Source organism: Aquibacillus koreensis (assembly GCF_025154055.1).
Lineage (GTDB): Bacteria > Bacillota > Bacilli > Bacillales > Amphibacillaceae > Aquibacillus_C > Aquibacillus_C koreensis.
Genome location: NZ_JAOALK010000056.1, coordinates 219,066 through 236,856 on the forward strand (window position 1 = coordinate 219,066; position 17,791 = coordinate 236,856).

The 17,791-nt window shown below is 35.0% G+C and carries 23 protein-coding genes and 1 tRNA gene; 11 read left to right on the top strand and 13 right to left on the bottom strand.

The window, feature by feature from the left end; translation table 11 throughout:
- The first annotated feature begins 15 nt into the window (after positions 1-15).
- The 7 genes from comGC (at position 16) to NYQ66_RS17575 (ending at position 2,380) form a co-directional block, all read left to right on the top strand.
- Complete coding sequence (gene comGC / locus NYQ66_RS17545; protein WP_259871355.1) at positions 16-342, top strand: competence type IV pilus major pilin ComGC; 327 nt, start codon at positions 16-18, stop codon at positions 340-342.
- Positions 305-793 (top strand): competence type IV pilus minor pilin ComGD, encoded by a 489-nt coding sequence (gene comGD, locus NYQ66_RS17550; protein ID WP_259871358.1) that lies wholly within the window; start codon positions 305-307, stop codon positions 791-793. Before comGC ends, comGD begins: the two co-directional genes overlap by 38 nt.
- Entirely contained in the window at positions 777-1,115 is a 339-nt protein-coding gene (locus NYQ66_RS17555; RefSeq protein ID WP_259871360.1) for a hypothetical protein, read from the top strand. The genes comGD and NYQ66_RS17555 overlap by 17 nt, the downstream gene beginning before the upstream one ends.
- Positions 1,099-1,515: a competence type IV pilus minor pilin ComGF gene (gene comGF, locus NYQ66_RS17560; RefSeq protein ID WP_259871361.1), complete on the top strand. Its 417-nt coding sequence runs from the start codon at positions 1,099-1,101 to the stop codon at positions 1,513-1,515. Before NYQ66_RS17555 ends, comGF begins: the two co-directional genes overlap by 17 nt.
- On the top strand, positions 1,487-1,861 hold the full coding sequence (locus tag NYQ66_RS17565) for a hypothetical protein (protein WP_259871363.1): 375 nt from the start codon (positions 1,487-1,489) through the stop codon (positions 1,859-1,861). Before comGF ends, NYQ66_RS17565 begins: the two co-directional genes overlap by 29 nt.
- 50 nt (positions 1,862-1,911) lie before the next feature.
- A tRNA-Gln gene (locus tag NYQ66_RS17570) sits at positions 1,912-1,983 on the top strand.
- A gap of 154 nt (positions 1,984-2,137) precedes the next feature.
- Entirely contained in the window at positions 2,138-2,380 is a 243-nt protein-coding gene (locus NYQ66_RS17575) for a DUF2626 domain-containing protein (protein WP_259871364.1), read from the top strand.
- Positions 2,381-2,550: 170 nt separating this feature from the next.
- Here NYQ66_RS17575 and NYQ66_RS17580 read toward each other — a convergent pair whose 3' ends face one another.
- Positions 2,551-3,168: an MBL fold metallo-hydrolase gene (locus NYQ66_RS17580; RefSeq protein WP_259871365.1), complete on the bottom strand. Its 618-nt coding sequence runs from the start codon at positions 3,166-3,168 to the stop codon at positions 2,551-2,553.
- Between the two features lie 155 nt (positions 3,169-3,323).
- On the opposite strand from NYQ66_RS17580, the gene NYQ66_RS17585 reads away from it, so the two are divergent.
- Positions 3,324-3,515 carry a DUF2759 domain-containing protein gene (locus NYQ66_RS17585; RefSeq protein ID WP_259871367.1) on the top strand — a complete coding sequence of 64 codons (192 nt, stop codon included), beginning with the start codon at positions 3,324-3,326 and terminating at the stop codon, positions 3,513-3,515.
- Positions 3,516-4,169: 654 nt separating this feature from the next.
- On the opposite strand, the gene NYQ66_RS17590 is transcribed toward NYQ66_RS17585, so the two are convergent.
- From NYQ66_RS17590 to NYQ66_RS17600, 3 genes are all read right to left on the bottom strand, one after another.
- On the bottom strand, positions 4,170-6,065 hold the full coding sequence (locus NYQ66_RS17590; protein ID WP_259871369.1) for an LTA synthase family protein: 1,896 nt from the start codon (positions 6,063-6,065) through the stop codon (positions 4,170-4,172).
- A gap of 456 nt (positions 6,066-6,521) precedes the next feature.
- Positions 6,522-6,722, bottom strand: a complete 201-nt coding sequence (locus NYQ66_RS17595) for a YqgQ family protein (RefSeq protein ID WP_259871371.1) — start codon at positions 6,720-6,722, stop codon at positions 6,522-6,524.
- A 117-nt stretch (positions 6,723-6,839) separates the two neighbouring features.
- Entirely contained in the window at positions 6,840-8,297 is a 1,458-nt protein-coding gene (locus NYQ66_RS17600; protein ID WP_259871374.1) for a spore germination protein, read from the bottom strand.
- 358 nt (positions 8,298-8,655) lie between these two features.
- Here NYQ66_RS17600 and NYQ66_RS17605 point away from each other — a divergent pair, with 358 nt between their 5' ends.
- Complete coding sequence (locus NYQ66_RS17605) at positions 8,656-9,519, top strand: hypothetical protein (protein ID WP_259871376.1); 864 nt, start codon at positions 8,656-8,658, stop codon at positions 9,517-9,519.
- Between the two features lie 193 nt (positions 9,520-9,712).
- Here the strand turns inward: NYQ66_RS17605 and NYQ66_RS17610 are convergent, their stop codons facing one another.
- The 4 genes from NYQ66_RS17610 to rpmG form a co-directional block, all read right to left on the bottom strand.
- Entirely contained in the window at positions 9,713-10,897 is a 1,185-nt protein-coding gene (locus tag NYQ66_RS17610) for a rhomboid family intramembrane serine protease (RefSeq protein ID WP_259871379.1), read from the bottom strand.
- A 95-nt stretch (positions 10,898-10,992) separates the two neighbouring features.
- The gene (locus NYQ66_RS17615; protein ID WP_259871380.1) at positions 10,993-11,190 is read right to left on the bottom strand and encodes a hypothetical protein; all 198 of its coding nucleotides are present in this window, start codon (positions 11,188-11,190) and stop codon (positions 10,993-10,995) included.
- A gap of 59 nt (positions 11,191-11,249) precedes the next feature.
- Positions 11,250-11,807: a 5-formyltetrahydrofolate cyclo-ligase gene (locus tag NYQ66_RS17620; protein WP_259871381.1), complete on the bottom strand. Its 558-nt coding sequence runs from the start codon at positions 11,805-11,807 to the stop codon at positions 11,250-11,252.
- Positions 11,808-11,901: 94 nt separating this feature from the next.
- Entirely contained in the window at positions 11,902-12,051 is a 150-nt protein-coding gene (rpmG, locus tag NYQ66_RS17625) for a 50S ribosomal protein L33 (RefSeq protein WP_018933855.1), read from the bottom strand.
- A gap of 200 nt (positions 12,052-12,251) precedes the next feature.
- On the opposite strand from rpmG, the gene NYQ66_RS17630 reads away from it, so the two are divergent.
- Both NYQ66_RS17630 and NYQ66_RS17635 read left to right on the top strand, forming a co-directional pair.
- Entirely contained in the window at positions 12,252-12,602 is a 351-nt protein-coding gene (locus NYQ66_RS17630) for a hypothetical protein (protein ID WP_259871382.1), read from the top strand.
- 10 nt (positions 12,603-12,612) lie between these two features.
- Positions 12,613-13,131: a hypothetical protein gene (locus NYQ66_RS17635; protein ID WP_259871383.1), complete on the top strand. Its 519-nt coding sequence runs from the start codon at positions 12,613-12,615 to the stop codon at positions 13,129-13,131.
- A 58-nt stretch (positions 13,132-13,189) separates the two neighbouring features.
- Here NYQ66_RS17635 and phoU read toward each other — a convergent pair whose 3' ends face one another.
- The 5 genes from phoU to NYQ66_RS17660 all read right to left on the bottom strand — a co-directional run bounded on the left by phoU (position 13,190) and on the right by NYQ66_RS17660 (position 17,733).
- Complete coding sequence (gene phoU / locus NYQ66_RS17640) at positions 13,190-13,849, bottom strand: phosphate signaling complex protein PhoU (protein WP_259871384.1); 660 nt, start codon at positions 13,847-13,849, stop codon at positions 13,190-13,192.
- A gap of 19 nt (positions 13,850-13,868) precedes the next feature.
- Positions 13,869-14,687 (bottom strand): phosphate ABC transporter ATP-binding protein PstB, encoded by an 819-nt coding sequence (gene pstB / locus NYQ66_RS17645; RefSeq protein WP_259871522.1) that lies wholly within the window; start codon positions 14,685-14,687, stop codon positions 13,869-13,871.
- Between the two features lie 30 nt (positions 14,688-14,717).
- Complete coding sequence (gene pstA, locus NYQ66_RS17650) at positions 14,718-15,602, bottom strand: phosphate ABC transporter permease PstA (RefSeq protein WP_259871385.1); 885 nt, start codon at positions 15,600-15,602, stop codon at positions 14,718-14,720.
- 1 nt (position 15,603) lies between these two features.
- Positions 15,604-16,509, bottom strand: coding sequence for a phosphate ABC transporter permease subunit PstC (gene pstC, locus NYQ66_RS17655; protein ID WP_407652114.1), 906 nt, complete (start codon positions 16,507-16,509; stop codon positions 15,604-15,606).
- A 183-nt stretch (positions 16,510-16,692) separates the two neighbouring features.
- Complete coding sequence (locus NYQ66_RS17660; RefSeq protein ID WP_259871388.1) at positions 16,693-17,733, bottom strand: PstS family phosphate ABC transporter substrate-binding protein; 1,041 nt, start codon at positions 17,731-17,733, stop codon at positions 16,693-16,695.
- Positions 17,734-17,791 lie beyond the last annotated feature (58 nt).

The window sequence follows — 17,791 nt, forward strand, 5'->3', positions numbered from 1 at the left end:
AAATGAGGTAATGAAATGAGAAAAGAACATGGATTTACGTTAATTGAAATGCTGATCGTTCTAACTGTGATCAGCGTACTTCTAATCCTATTAGTGCCAAACTTAGCGGATAAAAATAAGACCATGCAAGATAATGGATGTAATGCGCTTAAACAAATGGCTGAGAGCCAAATATTGTCCTATAAAATCGACAAAGGAGCTTCCCCGAGTTCTATTGAAGTATTAATTCAAGATGACTATTTAAAAGATGACACCTGTGCCAACGGTGCGAAGAAAATCCAACTGAGTAGCAAAGATGAAGATATTGTTGATATTGTTGATATTGGTACCGATGCTAACTAAGGTTGATTTTACCAATAACAAAGGGTTTACCCTTATTGAAGTATTAATTGTTTTATCTATGATCTCACTCTTTCTGGTTATAGGAGCTTCTTTTCAACCAAAAGCTTTAGAGCAAAACCAGGCAGATTACTTTTTTAAGTTATTCCAAAGTGACGTGTTGTATCTACAGCAATTAACAATGATTGACAGGGAGAATGTCTTTATATATATTTCACCCGATAATAAAAGCTATCAAATTAAAAGAGGAGGAATGGGAGAAGTAATCTTAACCAGGAGTTTCCCTAAGGATTGGACCATCAATTTAAACACACTACCCGCTCCCATTTCATTTAGTCCGAACGGAACAATTAAAAACCCTGGTACGATAGATTTACGAAGTCCAACTACTAGATATAGTGTAATTTTTCCATTCGGCAAAGGAAGGTGTTACATCGTTGAAGCAGAACGATAACGGTTTTGTGATGAGTGAAATAATTGCTTCATTTAGTATTTTTTTAACCATTATGCTTACATTTACACCCATTATGTATCAAATAGTAATGGAAGAGAAACTGATGGAAGATAGGAGAAACTTACAATCTTTGTTGCATGATGAGTTACAAATTGTTTTAAGTAGTGATCAGGGCCTCCCTCTTCAAGAAAAGCAAACTATTTCATCTACGCTAGTTACCTTCACGTTTACCATAGAAACCAAATATATAAAGGGATGTGTTCGTTGGGATAATGAGAAACAGACACAAGAAAAGATTTGTTTATATGGAATCCCTAACTAGTCAGCGTGGTTTTTCACTTTTATCTGTACTTTTTTCATTGTCAGCTTTGCTTCTTATGCTTCCATTCTTTTCATTTATTATCTCACTTACTGATCAGACTTCTTTTTACAATGAGTTATCAACGAGGCAATTCTTTCATTTTTTAGCAGATGAAATTCATCAATCCACTTCCATTATAGCGAAAGATAATAAATTTGTGTTAGAACAAATGAATGGAGAAACAGTAACGATTGAAAAGTACAGTCAAATAATTCGAAGGTTAGTAGGTGGAAAAGGTCATGAGGTAATGTTACGAGATGTGAGACAGATAAATATAGCAGAACAACCTTATGGATTTCATATTCGTATCACGCTGGTAGAAGGAGACATTTATGAGAAAACAATCAGTAATTACAAATGAGCAAGGCTTTATCTTTCCATACATTTGCTTCCTTGCTGCTGTCATTCTTATAGTAGTAACAGCCAGCCTGTCTTTATATCAAAATCATTTACAACTAACTCGTTTACAAACAGAACGAATAAAAATTGAGACACTCCTACAAATGGGGTCTGTAGAGTTTAATCAATTTATTATGGATGAAAATAGCATGATGCAGGATCATGGTCAAATCACTTACGACTACCCTTATGGTCAGGTCAAAGTACTGTACACAATTGTGAATGGAGAGGTTGTAGCAGAATATCAAGCTTCTACAAATCAAAGTGGAAAATATATAATAAGATCAAAAATTAAACAAAAAAGCTAAAAATATATGTATAGTTTTATCATGAACGTACACAATAGTAAATGTAACATTGGGCTATAGCCAAGCGGTAAGGCAGCGGTTTTTGGTACCGTTATTCGTTGGTTCGAATCCAGCTAGCCCAGCTTTACATGTGCCTAAGTCCTTGTTTTTATAACAAGGACTCTTTTATTGAAAACTTTTGAAACATATTAGAATGTAAAGAGTAAGAATTATTTACAATCTCTTTTAACTTGTATATAATAACGGTGATACATAACATGTAAAGGAGGGGAAAGTATGGACAGAATGTTTCGAGTGCTTTCTTTTTGGACAGCAATTTTCACTGTTATGTTTTTTGTTGGGGATATGCATAACATGGCTTTCTTGTTTCTCGTTCAAACCGTTTTCTTTCTAGGCGTTGGTTTCCTAAACTTATCAGAACGTATGTATATGTACTTATTTGGTGCTTATTGTACCGTATTTATGATTGGATTTACCTACTATACAAACTTCATACTAGTTCCCGGTTTCGGACACTAGAATCTAATTACTTTTTAACATAACCCTATCTATTGACAAGATCTTTCTTGCCATATAAAATTGTAGTTAGTAGCTTAACTTTTATCCCTAACCAACAAAGCAGAGCACATCCCCCTAAGACCCTTCCTTTACGGATGGGTCTTTTTTTGTCTTTATTTAATCTTTTTCTTCTATAAAAAAGGATTGTTATTCTGCTCAAATCCTATCGATGTGTTAGAACCATGTCCAGGTAAAACAAGATAGTCATCAGGTAGCGTGAAAAATTGCTCACGGATACTAGTTAGAAGTTGATTCATATCCCCACCAAATAAGTCTGTTCTGCCGATCCCTCCGTGAAATAAGCAGTCTCCACCAATAATTAAATGGTCTTTGTGGAAAATATAGATGACCCCTCCCGGTGAATGTCCTGGAACATGGCGAACTTCCATCGCAAATCCTTCTATGTTCCATTCACCTGTATGAACATATTGATCAGCATCTTTACACTTCACTTCACCAACCGGAAACAAACCAGATCCATTCAATTCAGGATTAGATAGCCATTCTCGCTCTAATTCGTGCACATATACATTTATCCCATAGAAATCTCTAATGTCATCTACTGCACCGATATGGTCGAAGTGAGCATGCGTTAAGCAAATAGCTACAGGTTTTAATTCTTTTTCACTTATAAATTGAATGAGTTTGTTACGGTCACCACCCGGGTCAAAGATCAGTGCTAAACCTTCTTTATGCACAATATAACAATTCGTTCCTAGAGGACCTAATTCCAATTTTTCTACATTCATAATTTTTCTCCTTTATAATATAATTTATATCCTTATTATTCTCGACAAAACTATTTTTTTGCTTTAGAATGTATGAGAGATAATTTTCTATTACATATTAATATAATAACAAACCATGATCAAATACGGTTGGAATTACAAGGAGGTTAAGGTCTATGGTACTTGCTGTTCTTTTCTTACTAATAGCTATCCTATGTGTCATAGCTGTCTTTAGAGAATTGAAATCACAAAACTTCTTTGCAGTTGGATTTGCAGGCATCTCCACACTAGTTTTTGGTTTTTTCGCTATTGCAACTATGTATGCAGAGATTGTTGCAATGCTAACTGAAAATACAGGCACGCATTAATTAAAAAGGTCTAATGTCACCCTTGACATTAGACCTTTTTAATTTGCCCTATAATATGTTCTCCTTGCACTGAGCTTTGATTGTATAAAGGAAGAAACGATTATTAGTTTAAAATTTATATAAAGTGCGACGTAAAGCAAAAATAATAAGTTCCTACAATGCAAGCGGCCATGAGAGACCTTATTTCCCTGTTTTTGACCAATTTTGAATCTGAGCGGTCATACGATACGCTATTTTAACAAAATGCTATCGAAATCAATGAAAATACGGCAAATAACGGATCTGGCGACCGCGAAAACTTGGAAATCTTGGATTTTTGCAAAATAAGGGATCTCATGACCGCCAAGATTCCCTTAGATTTCCGAGCGGCTATGAGGTATCTTATTTTCCTATTTTAGGCCAATTTAAAATCTAAGCGGTTATACAGTACGCTATTTTAGCAAAATGCCCACGTAATTAATGAAATCAGAGCAATTAAGGGATCTGGTAGCCGCTAAAATAATATAAACGAAGATTTCGGATAAATAACCGATCTCATAGCCGCCAAAATCGACCATAGATTAGCGGCTACTATAGTTACTACGTATTTTATATCAACTAAGCAAAACATCACGAACGCAAAAAAAATGATGCTATCACAGCATCATTTTTTTGTTACTCTAAATTGAAATTATAGAAACGGAAAAGGTCTCCATAAATAATTTGGTCAGAATACGATAACTCTTGCTGCACATCACTTTTCATTGGTGTACATGCGGTATCTTCGCCAGGAACACCCTCAACAGTGCTTACTTCTGAACCTAACAATTCACCTGTTTCGCGATCAAAGCATTGATCCTTTGTGTACACGTAATCGTTGGAAATGAAACTTCCATCTCTTAGCGCTACAAACTCTTTATCATCCGGTCCAAACAGATCCTGACCAAACGAAATATCATTTTCTGAGTCAATACCCATCAGGTGTAGTAATGTAGGTTTCACGTCTATCTGAGCAGCTATATCTGAGATGACACGTCCTTCCATTCCTGGAATGTGAATAATGAATGGAACACGCTGCAATTGCACATGATCATAAGGTGTTATTTCATCTTTATCTAGATACATACTCATCGCTTTATTATGAAAATCACTTATGCCGTAATGATCACCCATCAAAACAATAATGGAGTCTTCATACAAACCGGATTCCTTTAAATCAGTAAAAAACTCTTCCACTGCTTCGTCCGTATATCGTACAGTAGGGAAGTACTGATTTAACGTACGTGAATTAGAATTATAAGGTTCGATTGATGCATCCTCTTCACTAAGATCAAAAGGATAATGATTCGTTAAGGTTATAAACTTGCTATAGAATGGCTTCGGTTGTGATTGTAAATATTTGATTGATTGTTCAAAGAACTCTTTATCTTTTAACCCCCAACCAACAGAATTTTCATCTGTAACTTCATATGCAGCTACATCATAAAAGTGATCGAAACCTATATTGTCATACATTACATCACGATTCCAAAAACTCTTATTATTAGCATGTAGTACGGATGAAAAATAACCATGCTCTTTAATAATTTCAGGCATTGCATGATAATCATTCTGACCATGTGTAAAGAAAACTGCACCTCTTGGAAGTGGATATAAAGAATTTTCTATAAGAAACTCTGAATCTGACGTTTTCCCTTGTTCCGTTTGATGATAAAAGTTTTCAAAATAATAACTGTCGTTTATTAAATCATTTAGAAATGGTGTAACTTCTTCACCATTAACAGTATTGTTGATAACAAAGCTTTGCACAGACTCTAATGATAGAAAGATTACATTTTTACCCTCTGCAACACCAAAAAGTTCTGAATCCTCAGGGTTCGTTTTCTTTTCCTCCGAGTATTCTAAGATCTCTGGCATTTCATTTCCATCTGCAAATACGCGTTGTGCCTGCGACTTTGATTGTAGCGCAATATCATAGATGTGATAATTATATAGACCTATGTTTTTGACAAGATATTCTCTGTCAAATGTTCTTTGTAATAACTGTGGTCTCTCAATTTCAGCAAGAACATAATTAAATATTAAAAAGCCAACTGACAAGCTTAAAGCTAGCACTTTGATTCTTTTTGAGTAATTCACCGTAACAGTATCTTTTTGCTTTATGCTTAGCATCCAGATTATGATTACATCAATAAATAACAAAAGATCAGGCAAGTGAATTAAAGCAAGTGCACTAGTACCTAAATCAGCTGCATTACTACCTTGAAACAATACCGGTATAGTAATAAAATCAGTAAAATTGCGATAAAAAACTAGATTGAAATATAGAATAAGTGTCGCAATTAGTATGCCGTAACGAATGAATCGAATCTGTCCTTTTTGCTTTAACCAAACACTGATTGCAAAAAACAATAATGCAGAAGCAAACGGATTTATGAATAAAATAAACTCTTGCATGTAATTTTCAATACTGATATTAAACAAAAATCGGTAAGCAATGTATGTTTTAACACCAAATAATAATGTTGCGATGATATAAAGTGGTGGTACGTGTATTTGTTTCCTTAGCATCCATGTTCCTCCTAACACTATGTTTACATTTATATCCTAGTCTTAATAATCGATAGTTTGCATTAATCACTATAGTACAATGCTCTCATCATGGAAACCCATAATAATAAGACGTTAGAGAAATGAAATAAGTTTCATATTTTTTAAAGAAAATTTAACATAATTTTAATATATGTCACCTTTACACAAAAAAATAACCCCTGTTAAAGGGAATATAAATATGAAAGCAAATGAATTCATCCTAATGCACAAATGAGCAACCTTCTATTTAAAAAGCTTGCCTACCTTATGACATATCATATCATCAATAAGTGAAGAGCTGCTAATTCTACACAGTATTATGATTATACTTAATTATTCTTTAAATTACAATATTATCTTTCCGACAACTCTCGCAGCTTAAGTAATGGAGGTTGTCGGAAGTAATAACTTTGCAGCCGAAATTTGCATAACTCATTACTTAGCTTCCCTTAGTCTTGTTGCCTCTTGTCTCAATAGTAATATAGCCATCTGATAATCTTGTGTACCTATACATTGAGATTGATATAACTCTTTTACTTCATCTTCCATCATTTCTAAGTCAGCTATCCGATCACCAATGTATATAATCGTCCCAAATTTTTTTAGCAGTTGCTGAATATCATAAATTGTTTTCATCCTTTATCACCTCATTCATTATATCAAAAGTTATCCAAAAGCAATAACAATAATTAGATTATCATAGTGGAAAATTTCGGATGACTTTCTTTAGCCAATACGAAAAGATCCAGATCATTAACGATCTGGATCTAAAGGATCTAAAAATTCTGGTCGCTTACTTTTTAACGGTACAGGCGTGCGTACTAATACATCTCTAAATGCCAACGCTGAGAAAGGAATAAACGGCCATAAGTATCCTATTCTAAAGGACTTCATTCGCACAAGATAAATAATCCAGCCAGTAATACCAACAACGTACCCTATTACGCCGAAGCTTGCAGTTATTATTAATAGTAATATCCTAAATATACGATTCGCTAAACTAAGTTCATAACTAGGAGTTGCAAACGTACCAATAGCTGCTACAGCTAAATATAAAACAACTTCGTTGGAAAACAAGCCAACTTCAACTGCAACCTGCCCAATTAATATTGCGGCTACTAAACCTAAAGCGGTTGCTAAAGCTGTAGGTGTATGAATGGCAGCCATCCTCAACATATCAATCCCAACCTCAGCTATTAAAAATTGTAGTAGAAGTGGGATTACACCAAACTCGCTTGGTCCAATAAAATCTAATTCCGCGGGTAATAAATTAGGATTTACCGAAAACAAGTAATATAAAGGAAGGACAAATACGGAAGCTATTACTGCTAAGAAACGAACAAACCTTAGATATGCTCCAACTAAAGGCTTTTGTCTGTACTCTTCCGCATGTTGTAGGTGGTGCCAATATGTAGCTGGAAGGATCATCACACTCGGCGAGCCATCAATAATTAAAATGATATGACCTTCATATAAATGTGCTGCGGCTGTATCCGGTCTTTCTGTGTAACGGATTGTTGGATAAGGATTCCAGTGCCTTCCACCAAGGAATTCCTCAACTGTTTTCTCAGCCATCGGTAATCCATCTGTATCAATTTTTTGTAAGTGTTCCTTCAAGATCTTTACTTTACCCGGGTCTGCTATATCCTCTAAATAACAAATACAAATATCTGTTTTTGATCTTCTACCAATACTTGTGTATTCCATTCGTAATGACCGATCACGAATTCTACGTCGAGTTAGTGCAGTATTAAAAACGATCGTTTCCACATACCCGTCTCTAGAACCACGTACAACTCTCTCTAAATCTGGCTCTTGAGGACCACGAACAGGGTATGTTCTAGCATCAATCATTATAATCTTGTCAATGCCTTCAATAACAAGTGCTGTTGGTCCCGCTAAGACTGTGTCAGTTGCTACATCTAAATCATCTACGGTTTCTAATTCCACATACGGTATATATGTTTTTAATAGCTTTTCTAATGGTTCTGGTTCCAGATGCTCCGGTTGTAGCTTTGCTAGAAATTTCATTAACAAGTGTAAAATATCATCTTTGACAAAGCCATCAATCATAAACATAGCCATTTTCCGATTAGCATACTCTAAGTCCAATTGGATTACATCAAAGCTCTTATCTACACCCAGTCTTTCCCTCATATAGGAAACATTTTCAGAATATTGCTTATACATCGGTTGTTTTTTGTCTTCCATCATCTCACCCTAAAATCAATATTACTTTCTATTTAATTAGGATGTACTGTTTTTCTGCTGCCATACATTCAAATGGTATATTCGTATTTTGATCTAATCGAACAATCATCTTGAAAATACCACAAAACAAATCACACCATCACGACAGTTTCGTGACAAATTTCTTAAAGAATTAAATAGAATTAATATGTAACGCAAAGATAAGGAGTGAATACAACACAAGCGGTCATGAGATCTCTTATTTGCCATACAGTAATCTTTTTCAACTGACACTTTCATAATTACTCCTTGGCCCACATATTAATATATTATACGTGGTACAGGCCTAATTGTTATTTGGGAAGGGAGTGTCATGCTCATGAAAAAGAAATTATTTGGATTATCTGCCATTATCATTTGCTCTCTTTTTGTTGCAATTTTAATCTTTGAAAAAGATGAAATAAGTGTAATTAAGTTTTTTCCTATAGACGCCTCGACCACATTTTCTTCCTATGGAACGGAACTACGGTTGAAGTCTGAAACAGATCAAGATGAATACGACATTAATTGGAAAGCATATTCCACTTTAGAAGATGAGATATATTTGAGACAAGATGTATCACTAATGTACACAGATGGAAAGTTAAAAGGCATATTAAGTAAGTGGAAGGAGAATGAAAAAGACATCGTGTTAAACTCGCCCATTCACGGAGAAGATAGTAGTCATTATGAAACAATAACCTTTCATCACGGGGAAATCCATTATCCAGATGATAAAATAAAAAGTATCCATGCTATGTCTTATGATGAACTATATGTCATTGATTCGCCTCATAGTGCATTAGAGTCATTTGAACAACCAACCAATAATTCACAAAAAGAATGGAAAAAAACATTAGATCATGCTACAAGTCAACAATTGCGCTACCACTGGAAACAGTTAATCCATTACTTTGAGATAAATAAAGATCAATATGTATTTGTACCTTTAACAGATCTGTATAGATATGAGAATGAAAATATTCCGACATTGTCACAAGAGCAAACACAACAGGTGATTGGACAACTTTGGGAAGGTCTGTACAAAAATTATATTCTTAGTATTACAGATAACAAGCAACCAGTACATAGTTTTATTCCATTGATATTATTTGACAAAAAAGGGGAACACCTTCTTGTATTATATCAAGATCAAAACGATAAGATGCAGAAACTAATTCAATCCTACCCATCCTTTGAATAATCATTTCATTCCTGCTTGTCAGGCTGAAGTTTCATCCCTTTTTCTACTTGTTGTTTAGCTTTACCACAAGAGAGAAAGGATACAATGCACTTCAGCCATGTCAGGTGTTAATAGAAACTTTCCTTCGTAAGCATCCCATATTTCAGTTTTGCAATTTATATCTTAGAGCTTATATAAGTAAAGATGCATTTATTTAAACAGTTGCATTTGATAACCCCAATACCACAAGACCAATAGCTAGACTTGCATATACGATAATAGCAAACAGTTGGATTATCTTTTTTTGTCTACTCGGAAAAAAGACAATGGAAGATGCTACAAACCCTCCTAATAGACCTCCTAAGTGTGCCCCATTATCAATAGCGGGAATGGAAAGACCAAACATGATATTTAACAAGATTACAAATATCACATTCCACCCCATCGTCTGAAAAAATACTCTACGATAATTTAAACCGAAAAATAATAAGGCTCCAAACAAACCAAACAAAGCACCCGACGCACCTGCAGCTACTTGAGAATTAAATGCAAAACTTGATAAACCACCTATTATGCCGGCAAGAAAGTAAATAATAGTGAAACGTACATTTCCGTATATTTGTTCCACTAACGCCCCTACATAAAATAAGGCAAGCATGTTCATAAATAAATGCAACACACCAATATGTAGAAACATGGAAGATATAATTCTCCACCATTCACCTTCTATAATAGCTGGGTTGTATTTTGCCCCTAAATTAATCAGGGCTTCTATATTTGTACTCCCTCCACTCATTTCCAACAACATAAATAAAAATAAATTGATCCCCAATAAAACATAAGTTATTTTCGGTTTTCCATTTTGAAAAAGATTTTTGGTCTCCTTGATTTGATCTTGATATTTTCCAATTAACATCGACTTTAGGTATTGTGTAATTTGTTCTAGTTCTATTTCTGAGGTAGGATAGTCAATACCACTATAGTCCATACCTACCGCAGAGTAGAGACGTGAAATTTCTTTCTGCCAGTCTGTTTGGTCTAAATAATATACACTCAACTTTTTTAGTTTGTTCTCTGATAATGCTCTTGGCTTTTTTAAAAACTCCCAATCATCTACTGGTGGATAAGTAGCAATATATACATTATGTAACTCGATGTTTCTTCCCATCAAGAAGCGTTTTATTTTGTTCGTTTTGTTTAAGGTAGCATTTATGTCATTTTGCATATGATTTTTCCAATCAAAACTACGTTGAATCATTCTAATTACATGTGTTTTACCTTTTACTTTTTTTTCAAGCCAGATTTCATTGTTATTATTCATAACAACAATCTCCCACTTGTGATCATGGACCAATTGATAAGAGATACGATAGAATAAATACACTTCTTTTATAAACATTGCATCTCCTCCCCTTTTAGTCATTTTAACATGTTCCTTTACCAATACATCACCATTTGGCTCAGCTATTGAGACTAATCAAAAAAACGTTCAGCTTATGATGCTGAACGTCCTAGAATGCTTGGTAATATCTTATTTCGAACATATGGTAAATTCATTGAAACAGCAACAACTGTTCTTCTTATAACAGTTACAGCCAATAGCATATTTAACAACTTATACCTTTTTTGAAAAATGACACCGGCACCTACAACTAAACTACTTATGACTAAGAAAGATCTCATCATTTTCATCCTTCCTTCACTCCAGTTTCTTTTAGTGTGCACCGAAAAGAAATAAATATAATGATTTGTTACAGAAATCCTTCTTCTGTGACAATAACTTGAACGGCAATATCAAAATGTTCTCTCGGTATCTCCTTTATTACTTGAAAAGTGCTAGCAAGAGAAAGCGTATCACCGTGGTATCCTTTTAAATAACGATCATAATACCCACCACCATGTCCAATTCTGTATCCTTCAAGGTCAAATAAAATGCCAGGGACAATAATGAGGTCAATATCGTTTTTGTCTTGTTTCAAGTCTGTGTTTGGAATTGGTTCATATAAGTTAAAATACACACTTTCTAATTCTTTAAAAGATGAAAAATCATAGAAAATCATTTCTTTTTTCACTGGGTAACATTTGGGAATACATACTTTTTTCCCTTGTTCCCAAGCCGCTCTAATTATCTCTTTTGTACTCCATTCATATGGTTGGGAGATCGTTATGGCAATACGGTTTGCCTTATTCCAAATTTCACTATGTAAAAGATGATGAAGCATATTCTTTTCGATACTAGCTCGATCCAATTCGGTTATTTGAGCAAGTCTTTGTTTTGCTTCTTTTCTTAGCATCTCTTTCTCCAGCAAGAAAACACCCCTCTGACTTCACTTAATTAAATGAAAAACTCTTACCCACATATTAGTATGTGATGGTAAGAGTTTGTAATGTACTTTGATCGTATTATTTTGTTTCGCGATGTAAAGTATGTCTTTTTAATCGCGGGCTGTATTTTTTTAATTCTAAACGTTCTGGATGTTTACGTTTATTTTTAGTTGTAATATAGTTACGATCACCAGTTTCAGTACAAGCAAGTGTGATGTTTACGCGCATGATTATCCCTCCAAACCTTTTATCAATAAAAAACTACAATTACTGCATATCTTATTTCAGACTTAATCATATTACCAAAATTTCTTGTTAATTTCAAGTAGGCATACAAAAGATTACTCACTTTTATATTCATATTCAGTTTTTTGTCATATAAACTGTTATAGTATAAACTATACGTAGTTTATACTGGAGGGAACATCGTGATTATTACAATAATTAGTCTTATAACAGTTGCTATCGTTTTATTTATCTTATCTTTTTTTATGAACGATCGGTTTAAACAAATAGAAGAACAATTAGAACAGTTATCTATTTCTTCATTACAGGATTCCTATCAACTCAAAAAGAAAATGAAGATATTAGAAGAAGAGCTACTACCTGAAGAGTTGATAGATCCCAAATTCCAAACCACAAAAACGGTTCATAGTCCATTAATGCAAAAAATTAATCAGATGTATCGGCAAGGATATTCGGTTAATGATATTGCTAAAGAAACAGAGCTCAGCGAATACGATGTCCATTCAATCGTCAATCAATTAAAGGAAAAGTAGAGGCGTTTATATGAAACAAATTATCCAGGCATTTTCGTTAGGTGTTTTTTGTGCCACAGGATTATTGGCATTAACTTATTATATAGAAGCAGACGCAAACGAACCAGAGCCTTCTAACCAACCGCAACTAGCGATGACTACGGAAGAAATGATACTCGAGTTAGAAAAAGAAGGGTACACGATTGAAAAAGATCCGGTCGATCAAACCGAAAGTGATGAATCACCAGATTCAACTAGTGATGAGCCAGAAATAAAAGAACCACTAAACGAAGCAGAAGGTGGAGGAGAATCAGAGGAAGAGGAACCTATCTCTGAGCAACAACCATCCACATTCAATCTCGTTATCGAACCTGGGATGAATGTTGGTAAAATTGCTGATCAATTAAATTCAGCTGGGCTGATTGAAGATCCAGACGACTTTATTTCTTATCTAGAGGAAAACGACTACAGTACTAAAATTCAAATCGGTGAATTTGAAATTACTTCGACGAATACCGTAGAAGAGATCGCAAAGATTATCACAAATTAGTCTTAGTGGTAGAAGAAAAAGAGGGAGTCCATTTTATAACTGGTCCCTCTTTACCTATTTATTCATTCAAATCAAATGATTCGCCTTTCACCAGATACATAATACTTTCTCCGATGTTTGTCGCATGATCACCGAATCTTTCAATATATCGTCCACTAAAGGCCATTTGCATAATATGTTGTATTTTTTCAGGGTTAGTTGCCGTTTCTTCCAATAACTCTTTAAGCATAGAAGAATACATACCATCAATATGATCATCCAATTCACCAAGCTTCCTAGCTAAGGTGATATCCTCATTTTCATATGCTTTTATCGACAAATCAATCATATCTATGGCTACATTTTTCATTTCTTTAATAGAACTGTGTATTTCTATCCCATGATTTTCACCTAAATGGATGGTAGCCTTCGCGATATTTTTTGCATTATCAGCCATACGCTCTAAATCCGAAGACGTTCTAATGGCAACGATTAACCTTCTTAAATCAGAAGCTACTGGCTGTTGCTTAGCGATGAGTAATATTGCCGCTTCATTAATTTGCATATCCTTTTTATCTAACTCTTTATCATATGCAATCACTTGTTTAGCTAAATCAATATCCGCAGTATATAAAGCTTGAACAGCATCGTATAAAAGCTTTTCTGCACCATGAGCTAAATCTATAATCATCGCCTTTAATGTATTTAACTCCATTTGAAATTGTTCTCTAGCAACCATATTTTCCCCTCTTTTCCTATTATCCGAAACGGCCAGTTATATAATCCTCTGTTCTTCTATCTTTTGGTGTTGAGAATAAGAAATTTGTATCCGCATATTCAATTACTTCTCCATTTAAAAAGAATGCTGTCTTATCGGAGATTCTCGCTGCTTGCTGCATGTTATGCGTAACAATGATAATGGAATAGTCTTGTTTCAACTTCTCAATTAACTCTTCCACCTTTAATGTTGATTTAGGATCAAGTGCAGAAGTAGGTTCATCCATTAAAATAACATCTGGTTCAATTGCCAAACAGCGAGCAATACAAATTCGTTGTTGCTGACCACCTGATAATCCATAAGCATTTTCTTTGAGTCGATCCTTTACTTCATCCCAAATATAGGCACCACGAAGGCTCTTTTCCACAATTTCATCCAAGATTTTTTTGTTTTTAATACCATGAATTCTAGGTCCATATGCAATATTGTCATAGATGGATTTAGGAAATGGGTTAGGTTTTTGAAATACCATACCAACTTTTGTTCTTAATTCTTCCACCTTAAATGATCGATCTAATATACTTTGCCCTCTATATTTAATTACTCCGGAGGTACGGACACCTGGAACTAATTCCACCATTCTGTTTAACGTTTTCAGGTAGGTTGATTTTCCACAACCTGAAGGTCCAATAATTGCAGTTACCTGCTTTTCATAAATAGGTAACGTAATACTTTTTAATGCATGTGTATTGCCATACCATAAATTTAAATCCTCTGTATCATAAACGATATTATGATCTAAGCTAGTATCAACACTAGAAAGTTGATTTGCATTTCGGTTATCTACGTGAAGTTGCATGTTAATACTCATTAATGATCACTCCTACTTTTAGAATCTTTTTTGAAACTTGTTCCGAATTATAATCGCGATTGAATTCATTAAGAATAAAATAATCAACAGAATAACGATTGTAGCAGCTGCAAGATTGGCATACTCTTCGACCAAAACTGAGTCAATCGTCCAATAATAAATTTGCATAGGCATTACGGTAAACTTATCAAAAACGCCTTCCGGAATTGGCATTATTAAAGCCGGAATGCCGATTACCACTAGTGGAGCCGTCTCACCGATTGCTCTTGAAAGAGATAAAATCACCCCTGTTAAGATACCTGGAATTGCTGCTGGTATAACGATACGCTTAACTGTTTGCCATTTTGTTGCTCCCATACCGTAAGAGGCCTCTCTTAATTGCTGCGGCACTGCTCTTATTGCTTCTTGACTTGCTACTACAACGATTGGAAGTATGAGAAGGGCCATGGTTAAACCACCAGCTAAAATTATGTTGCCTAACCCCATTGCCCTTACGAATACAGTTAAACCAAGAATCCCGAACACTACGGAAGGAACACCAGCTAGGTTTGCAATATTCGTTTGAATTATATCTCTAATTCGCCCTTTTTTTGCATACTCTTCTAGGTAAATAGCTGTTCCAACACCCAAGAATACAGTAACAGGTGCTACAACGAACATCAGCCAAACGGTTCCCATAATTGCGCCTAAGATACCTGCTCGTTCGGCGTCTGTCGATAATTTATTCGACAAAAATTGCCAATCAATCCATCCTAGACTGTCGGAAAAGACTCTAAATATGAGGATTATTAAGACAAGTAATCCAAATAAAGAGGCTATAAAGTAACCTGATTTCGCTAAATTATTTTTAAATAAACGAGGTGTCATATTTTTTTGTACTTGTTCGATATCCATATATTTCATCTTAATATTCCTCCCTAAATTTACGGGAAATATATTGTGCTATTAGGTTCATTACTAGAGTAAATACAAACAACGTCATGGCAACTGCATATAAACTATAATAAAGTGTTGTACCTGCAGCAGCTTCTCCACCCGTTACTTCAACAATGTATGCCGTCATCGTCTGCATAGATTGTGTAATATCAAATGTGAATGCCTTGGTACTTCCACTTGCAATCGTCACAATCATTGTTTCTCCTATTGCACGCGATATCGCAAGTACAAAAGAAGCGATTATACCAGAAATAGCTGCTGGAACAATAACTTTCCACGTTACTTCCAGTTTGGTTGCACCTAATGCTAGTGCCCCTTCTCTCATTGAATTAGGCACAGAACTCATGGCATCCTCCGAGAGCGATGCAACCATTGGAATAATCATAATTCCCATCACTATCCCTGGACTGAGGATATTAGTTGGATCCAAAGCAGGAATAAAGGATCTTAGTAGTGGTGTAACAAAAGTAAATGCAAAAAAGCCATAAACAATCGTTGGAATTCCTGCTAGTATTTCAAGAATTGGCTTTAATACTTTTCTTATATGATCAGATGCGTATTCACTCAAGAAAACCGCAGTCATTAAACCGATAGGAATAGCAACGGCGATAGCAATAAGGGTAGAAAGAATTGTACCTGTTAACAAAGGTAGGATTCCAAACTGCGCGTCATCACCTAAAGGTTTCAATGTTGTTCCTGTATAAAAATCCCAAAATGGAACTGCTTGAAAAAAAGAAATTGTTTCACTTAACAACGTGAAAACAATACCAATTGTTGTTAAGATTGAGATCGTTGCTATCCCTAACAGAAAATATGGGATCGTTTTTTCCGTGATGGTAGCTATACTAAAAGAGTTTTTATTTTTTTCTATCATTGCACGAATATTTAAATTTTCTTCTCTATTTTTTTTATTAGAACGTCCCAAATGATAAAACCCCTTTCATCCTTTTTTGAAGGACAAATAAAAAATGCATATTTAAATTGAGTATCCATCACATTAGAAGGAGGTGAGAAGTCTACTTCTCACCTTCCCGCTAAGATTATTCGTTTCCTGAAATTACTTCAATCCGTTTAAAAAATCAAGAGATTCTTGAATTTTGTCATCCGCTAGTGGAGCAAAGCCAGTTTCGGCTGCTACATCTTGCGCATTTTCCATTGTATAGATTGCATAGTCAAGCACTTGCGCTTTTTCTTTAGCCATTCCTACATTCAAGTAAGTAAATACCGGACGTGTGAAAGGCATGTAACCAAAGTCTTCCGTTAAACCAATTGTATCAAGAGACGGAGCAACTGGACCGTCGCCAAAGTCAATGTTTATAGCTTTTACTTTATCTTGATTGTTGTCATAGTATCCAAAGCCAAAGAACGCAACAGCATTTTTATCTTGGGATACTAATTGAACTAGAGTTGAATAGTCTTGTTGTAAGTTAATTCCATCCACTAAATCTTGTTCTTCAAGGATTTCTTCATAGAAGAACTCATACGTACCGTGGTTTTCGTTAGGACCCATAGCAACGATAGGTTGATCTGGGAAGCTTGGATCAACGTCGCTCCAGTTTTTGTATCCAGAGCTAGCTAGGAATAATTCCTTCACTTGATCGACAGTAAGTTCTTCAGCCCAGTCGTTTTCAGGGTTAATAACGATTGTAATACCGTCAAGAGCAACTTGGAATTCTTTGTGCTCAATACCTAGTTCCTCGGCTTTTGCAGCTTCTTCATCTTTAATTGTACGTGATGCATCATTAAAATCTGTTCCGCTTTCTGCAACCAAGAATTTCTCAAATCCTGCAGAAGTACCAGCACGACCTACTTCAACTGAAACCTCAGGTTGTTCATTTGTCATGTAGTTATCAGCCATTTTTGCCATGAAAGGATAAACCGTACCAGAACCATCTATAACTACGCTACCTTCAAGAGCACTAGCTTCTTCTTCAGATCCTTCTTCCGCATTTTCTGAATCTGTGTTTTCCGGCTCTTCAGCATTTGTGTTCTCATTACCAGTGTTTCCCTCTGTTTCCTCATCTGTACCACATGCCGCAAGTAAACCTATTAGTAACATAAGAAGTGCAGCTAAAGTAAACAACTTGATTTTCTTCATTTGAAATTTCCCCCTACTGATTTGTTTTTAATAATTTGGGCTTGGCTTAACTCTGCCA

What these genes read in the sequence shown, in the direction of transcription:
- comGC (WP_259871355.1), top strand. Translation starts at nt 16, where the DNA reads ATGAGAAAAGAACATGGATTTACGTTAATTGAAATGCTGATCGTTCTA.
- comGF (WP_259871361.1), top strand. Translation starts at nt 1,099, where the DNA reads ATGGAATCCCTAACTAGTCAGCGTGGTTTTTCACTTTTATCTGTACTT.
- NYQ66_RS17565 (WP_259871363.1), top strand. Translation starts at nt 1,487, where the DNA reads ATGAGAAAACAATCAGTAATTACAAATGAGCAAGGCTTTATCTTTCCA.
- NYQ66_RS17575 (WP_259871364.1), top strand. Translation starts at nt 2,138, where the DNA reads ATGGACAGAATGTTTCGAGTGCTTTCTTTTTGGACAGCAATTTTCACT.
- NYQ66_RS17580 (WP_259871365.1), bottom strand. Translation starts at nt 3,168, where the DNA reads ATGAATGTAGAAAAATTGGAATTAGGTCCTCTAGGAACGAATTGTTAT.
- NYQ66_RS17585 (WP_259871367.1), top strand. Translation starts at nt 3,324, where the DNA reads ATGGTACTTGCTGTTCTTTTCTTACTAATAGCTATCCTATGTGTCATA.
- NYQ66_RS17590 (WP_259871369.1), bottom strand. Translation starts at nt 6,065, where the DNA reads ATGCTAAGGAAACAAATACACGTACCACCACTTTATATCATCGCAACA.
- NYQ66_RS17595 (WP_259871371.1), bottom strand. Translation starts at nt 6,722, where the DNA reads ATGAAAACAATTTATGATATTCAGCAACTGCTAAAAAAATTTGGGACG.
- NYQ66_RS17600 (WP_259871374.1), bottom strand. Translation starts at nt 8,297, where the DNA reads ATGGAAGACAAAAAACAACCGATGTATAAGCAATATTCTGAAAATGTT.
- NYQ66_RS17605 (WP_259871376.1), top strand. Translation starts at nt 8,656, where the DNA reads ATGAAAAAGAAATTATTTGGATTATCTGCCATTATCATTTGCTCTCTT.
- NYQ66_RS17610 (WP_259871379.1), bottom strand. Translation starts at nt 10,897, where the DNA reads ATGTTTATAAAAGAAGTGTATTTATTCTATCGTATCTCTTATCAATTG.
- NYQ66_RS17615 (WP_259871380.1), bottom strand. Translation starts at nt 11,190, where the DNA reads ATGAAAATGATGAGATCTTTCTTAGTCATAAGTAGTTTAGTTGTAGGT.
- rpmG (WP_018933855.1), bottom strand. Translation starts at nt 12,051, where the DNA reads ATGCGCGTAAACATCACACTTGCTTGTACTGAAACTGGTGATCGTAAC.
- NYQ66_RS17635 (WP_259871383.1), top strand. Translation starts at nt 12,613, where the DNA reads ATGAAACAAATTATCCAGGCATTTTCGTTAGGTGTTTTTTGTGCCACA.
- phoU (WP_259871384.1), bottom strand. Translation starts at nt 13,849, where the DNA reads ATGGTTGCTAGAGAACAATTTCAAATGGAGTTAAATACATTAAAGGCG.
- pstB (WP_259871522.1), bottom strand. Translation starts at nt 14,687, where the DNA reads ATGCAACTTCACGTAGATAACCGAAATGCAAATCAACTTTCTAGTGTT.
- pstA (WP_259871385.1), bottom strand. Translation starts at nt 15,602, where the DNA reads ATGAAATATATGGATATCGAACAAGTACAAAAAAATATGACACCTCGT.
- pstC (WP_407652114.1), bottom strand. Translation starts at nt 16,509, where the DNA reads ATGATAGAAAAAAATAAAAACTCTTTTAGTATAGCTACCATCACGGAA.
- NYQ66_RS17660 (WP_259871388.1), bottom strand. Translation starts at nt 17,733, where the DNA reads ATGAAGAAAATCAAGTTGTTTACTTTAGCTGCACTTCTTATGTTACTA.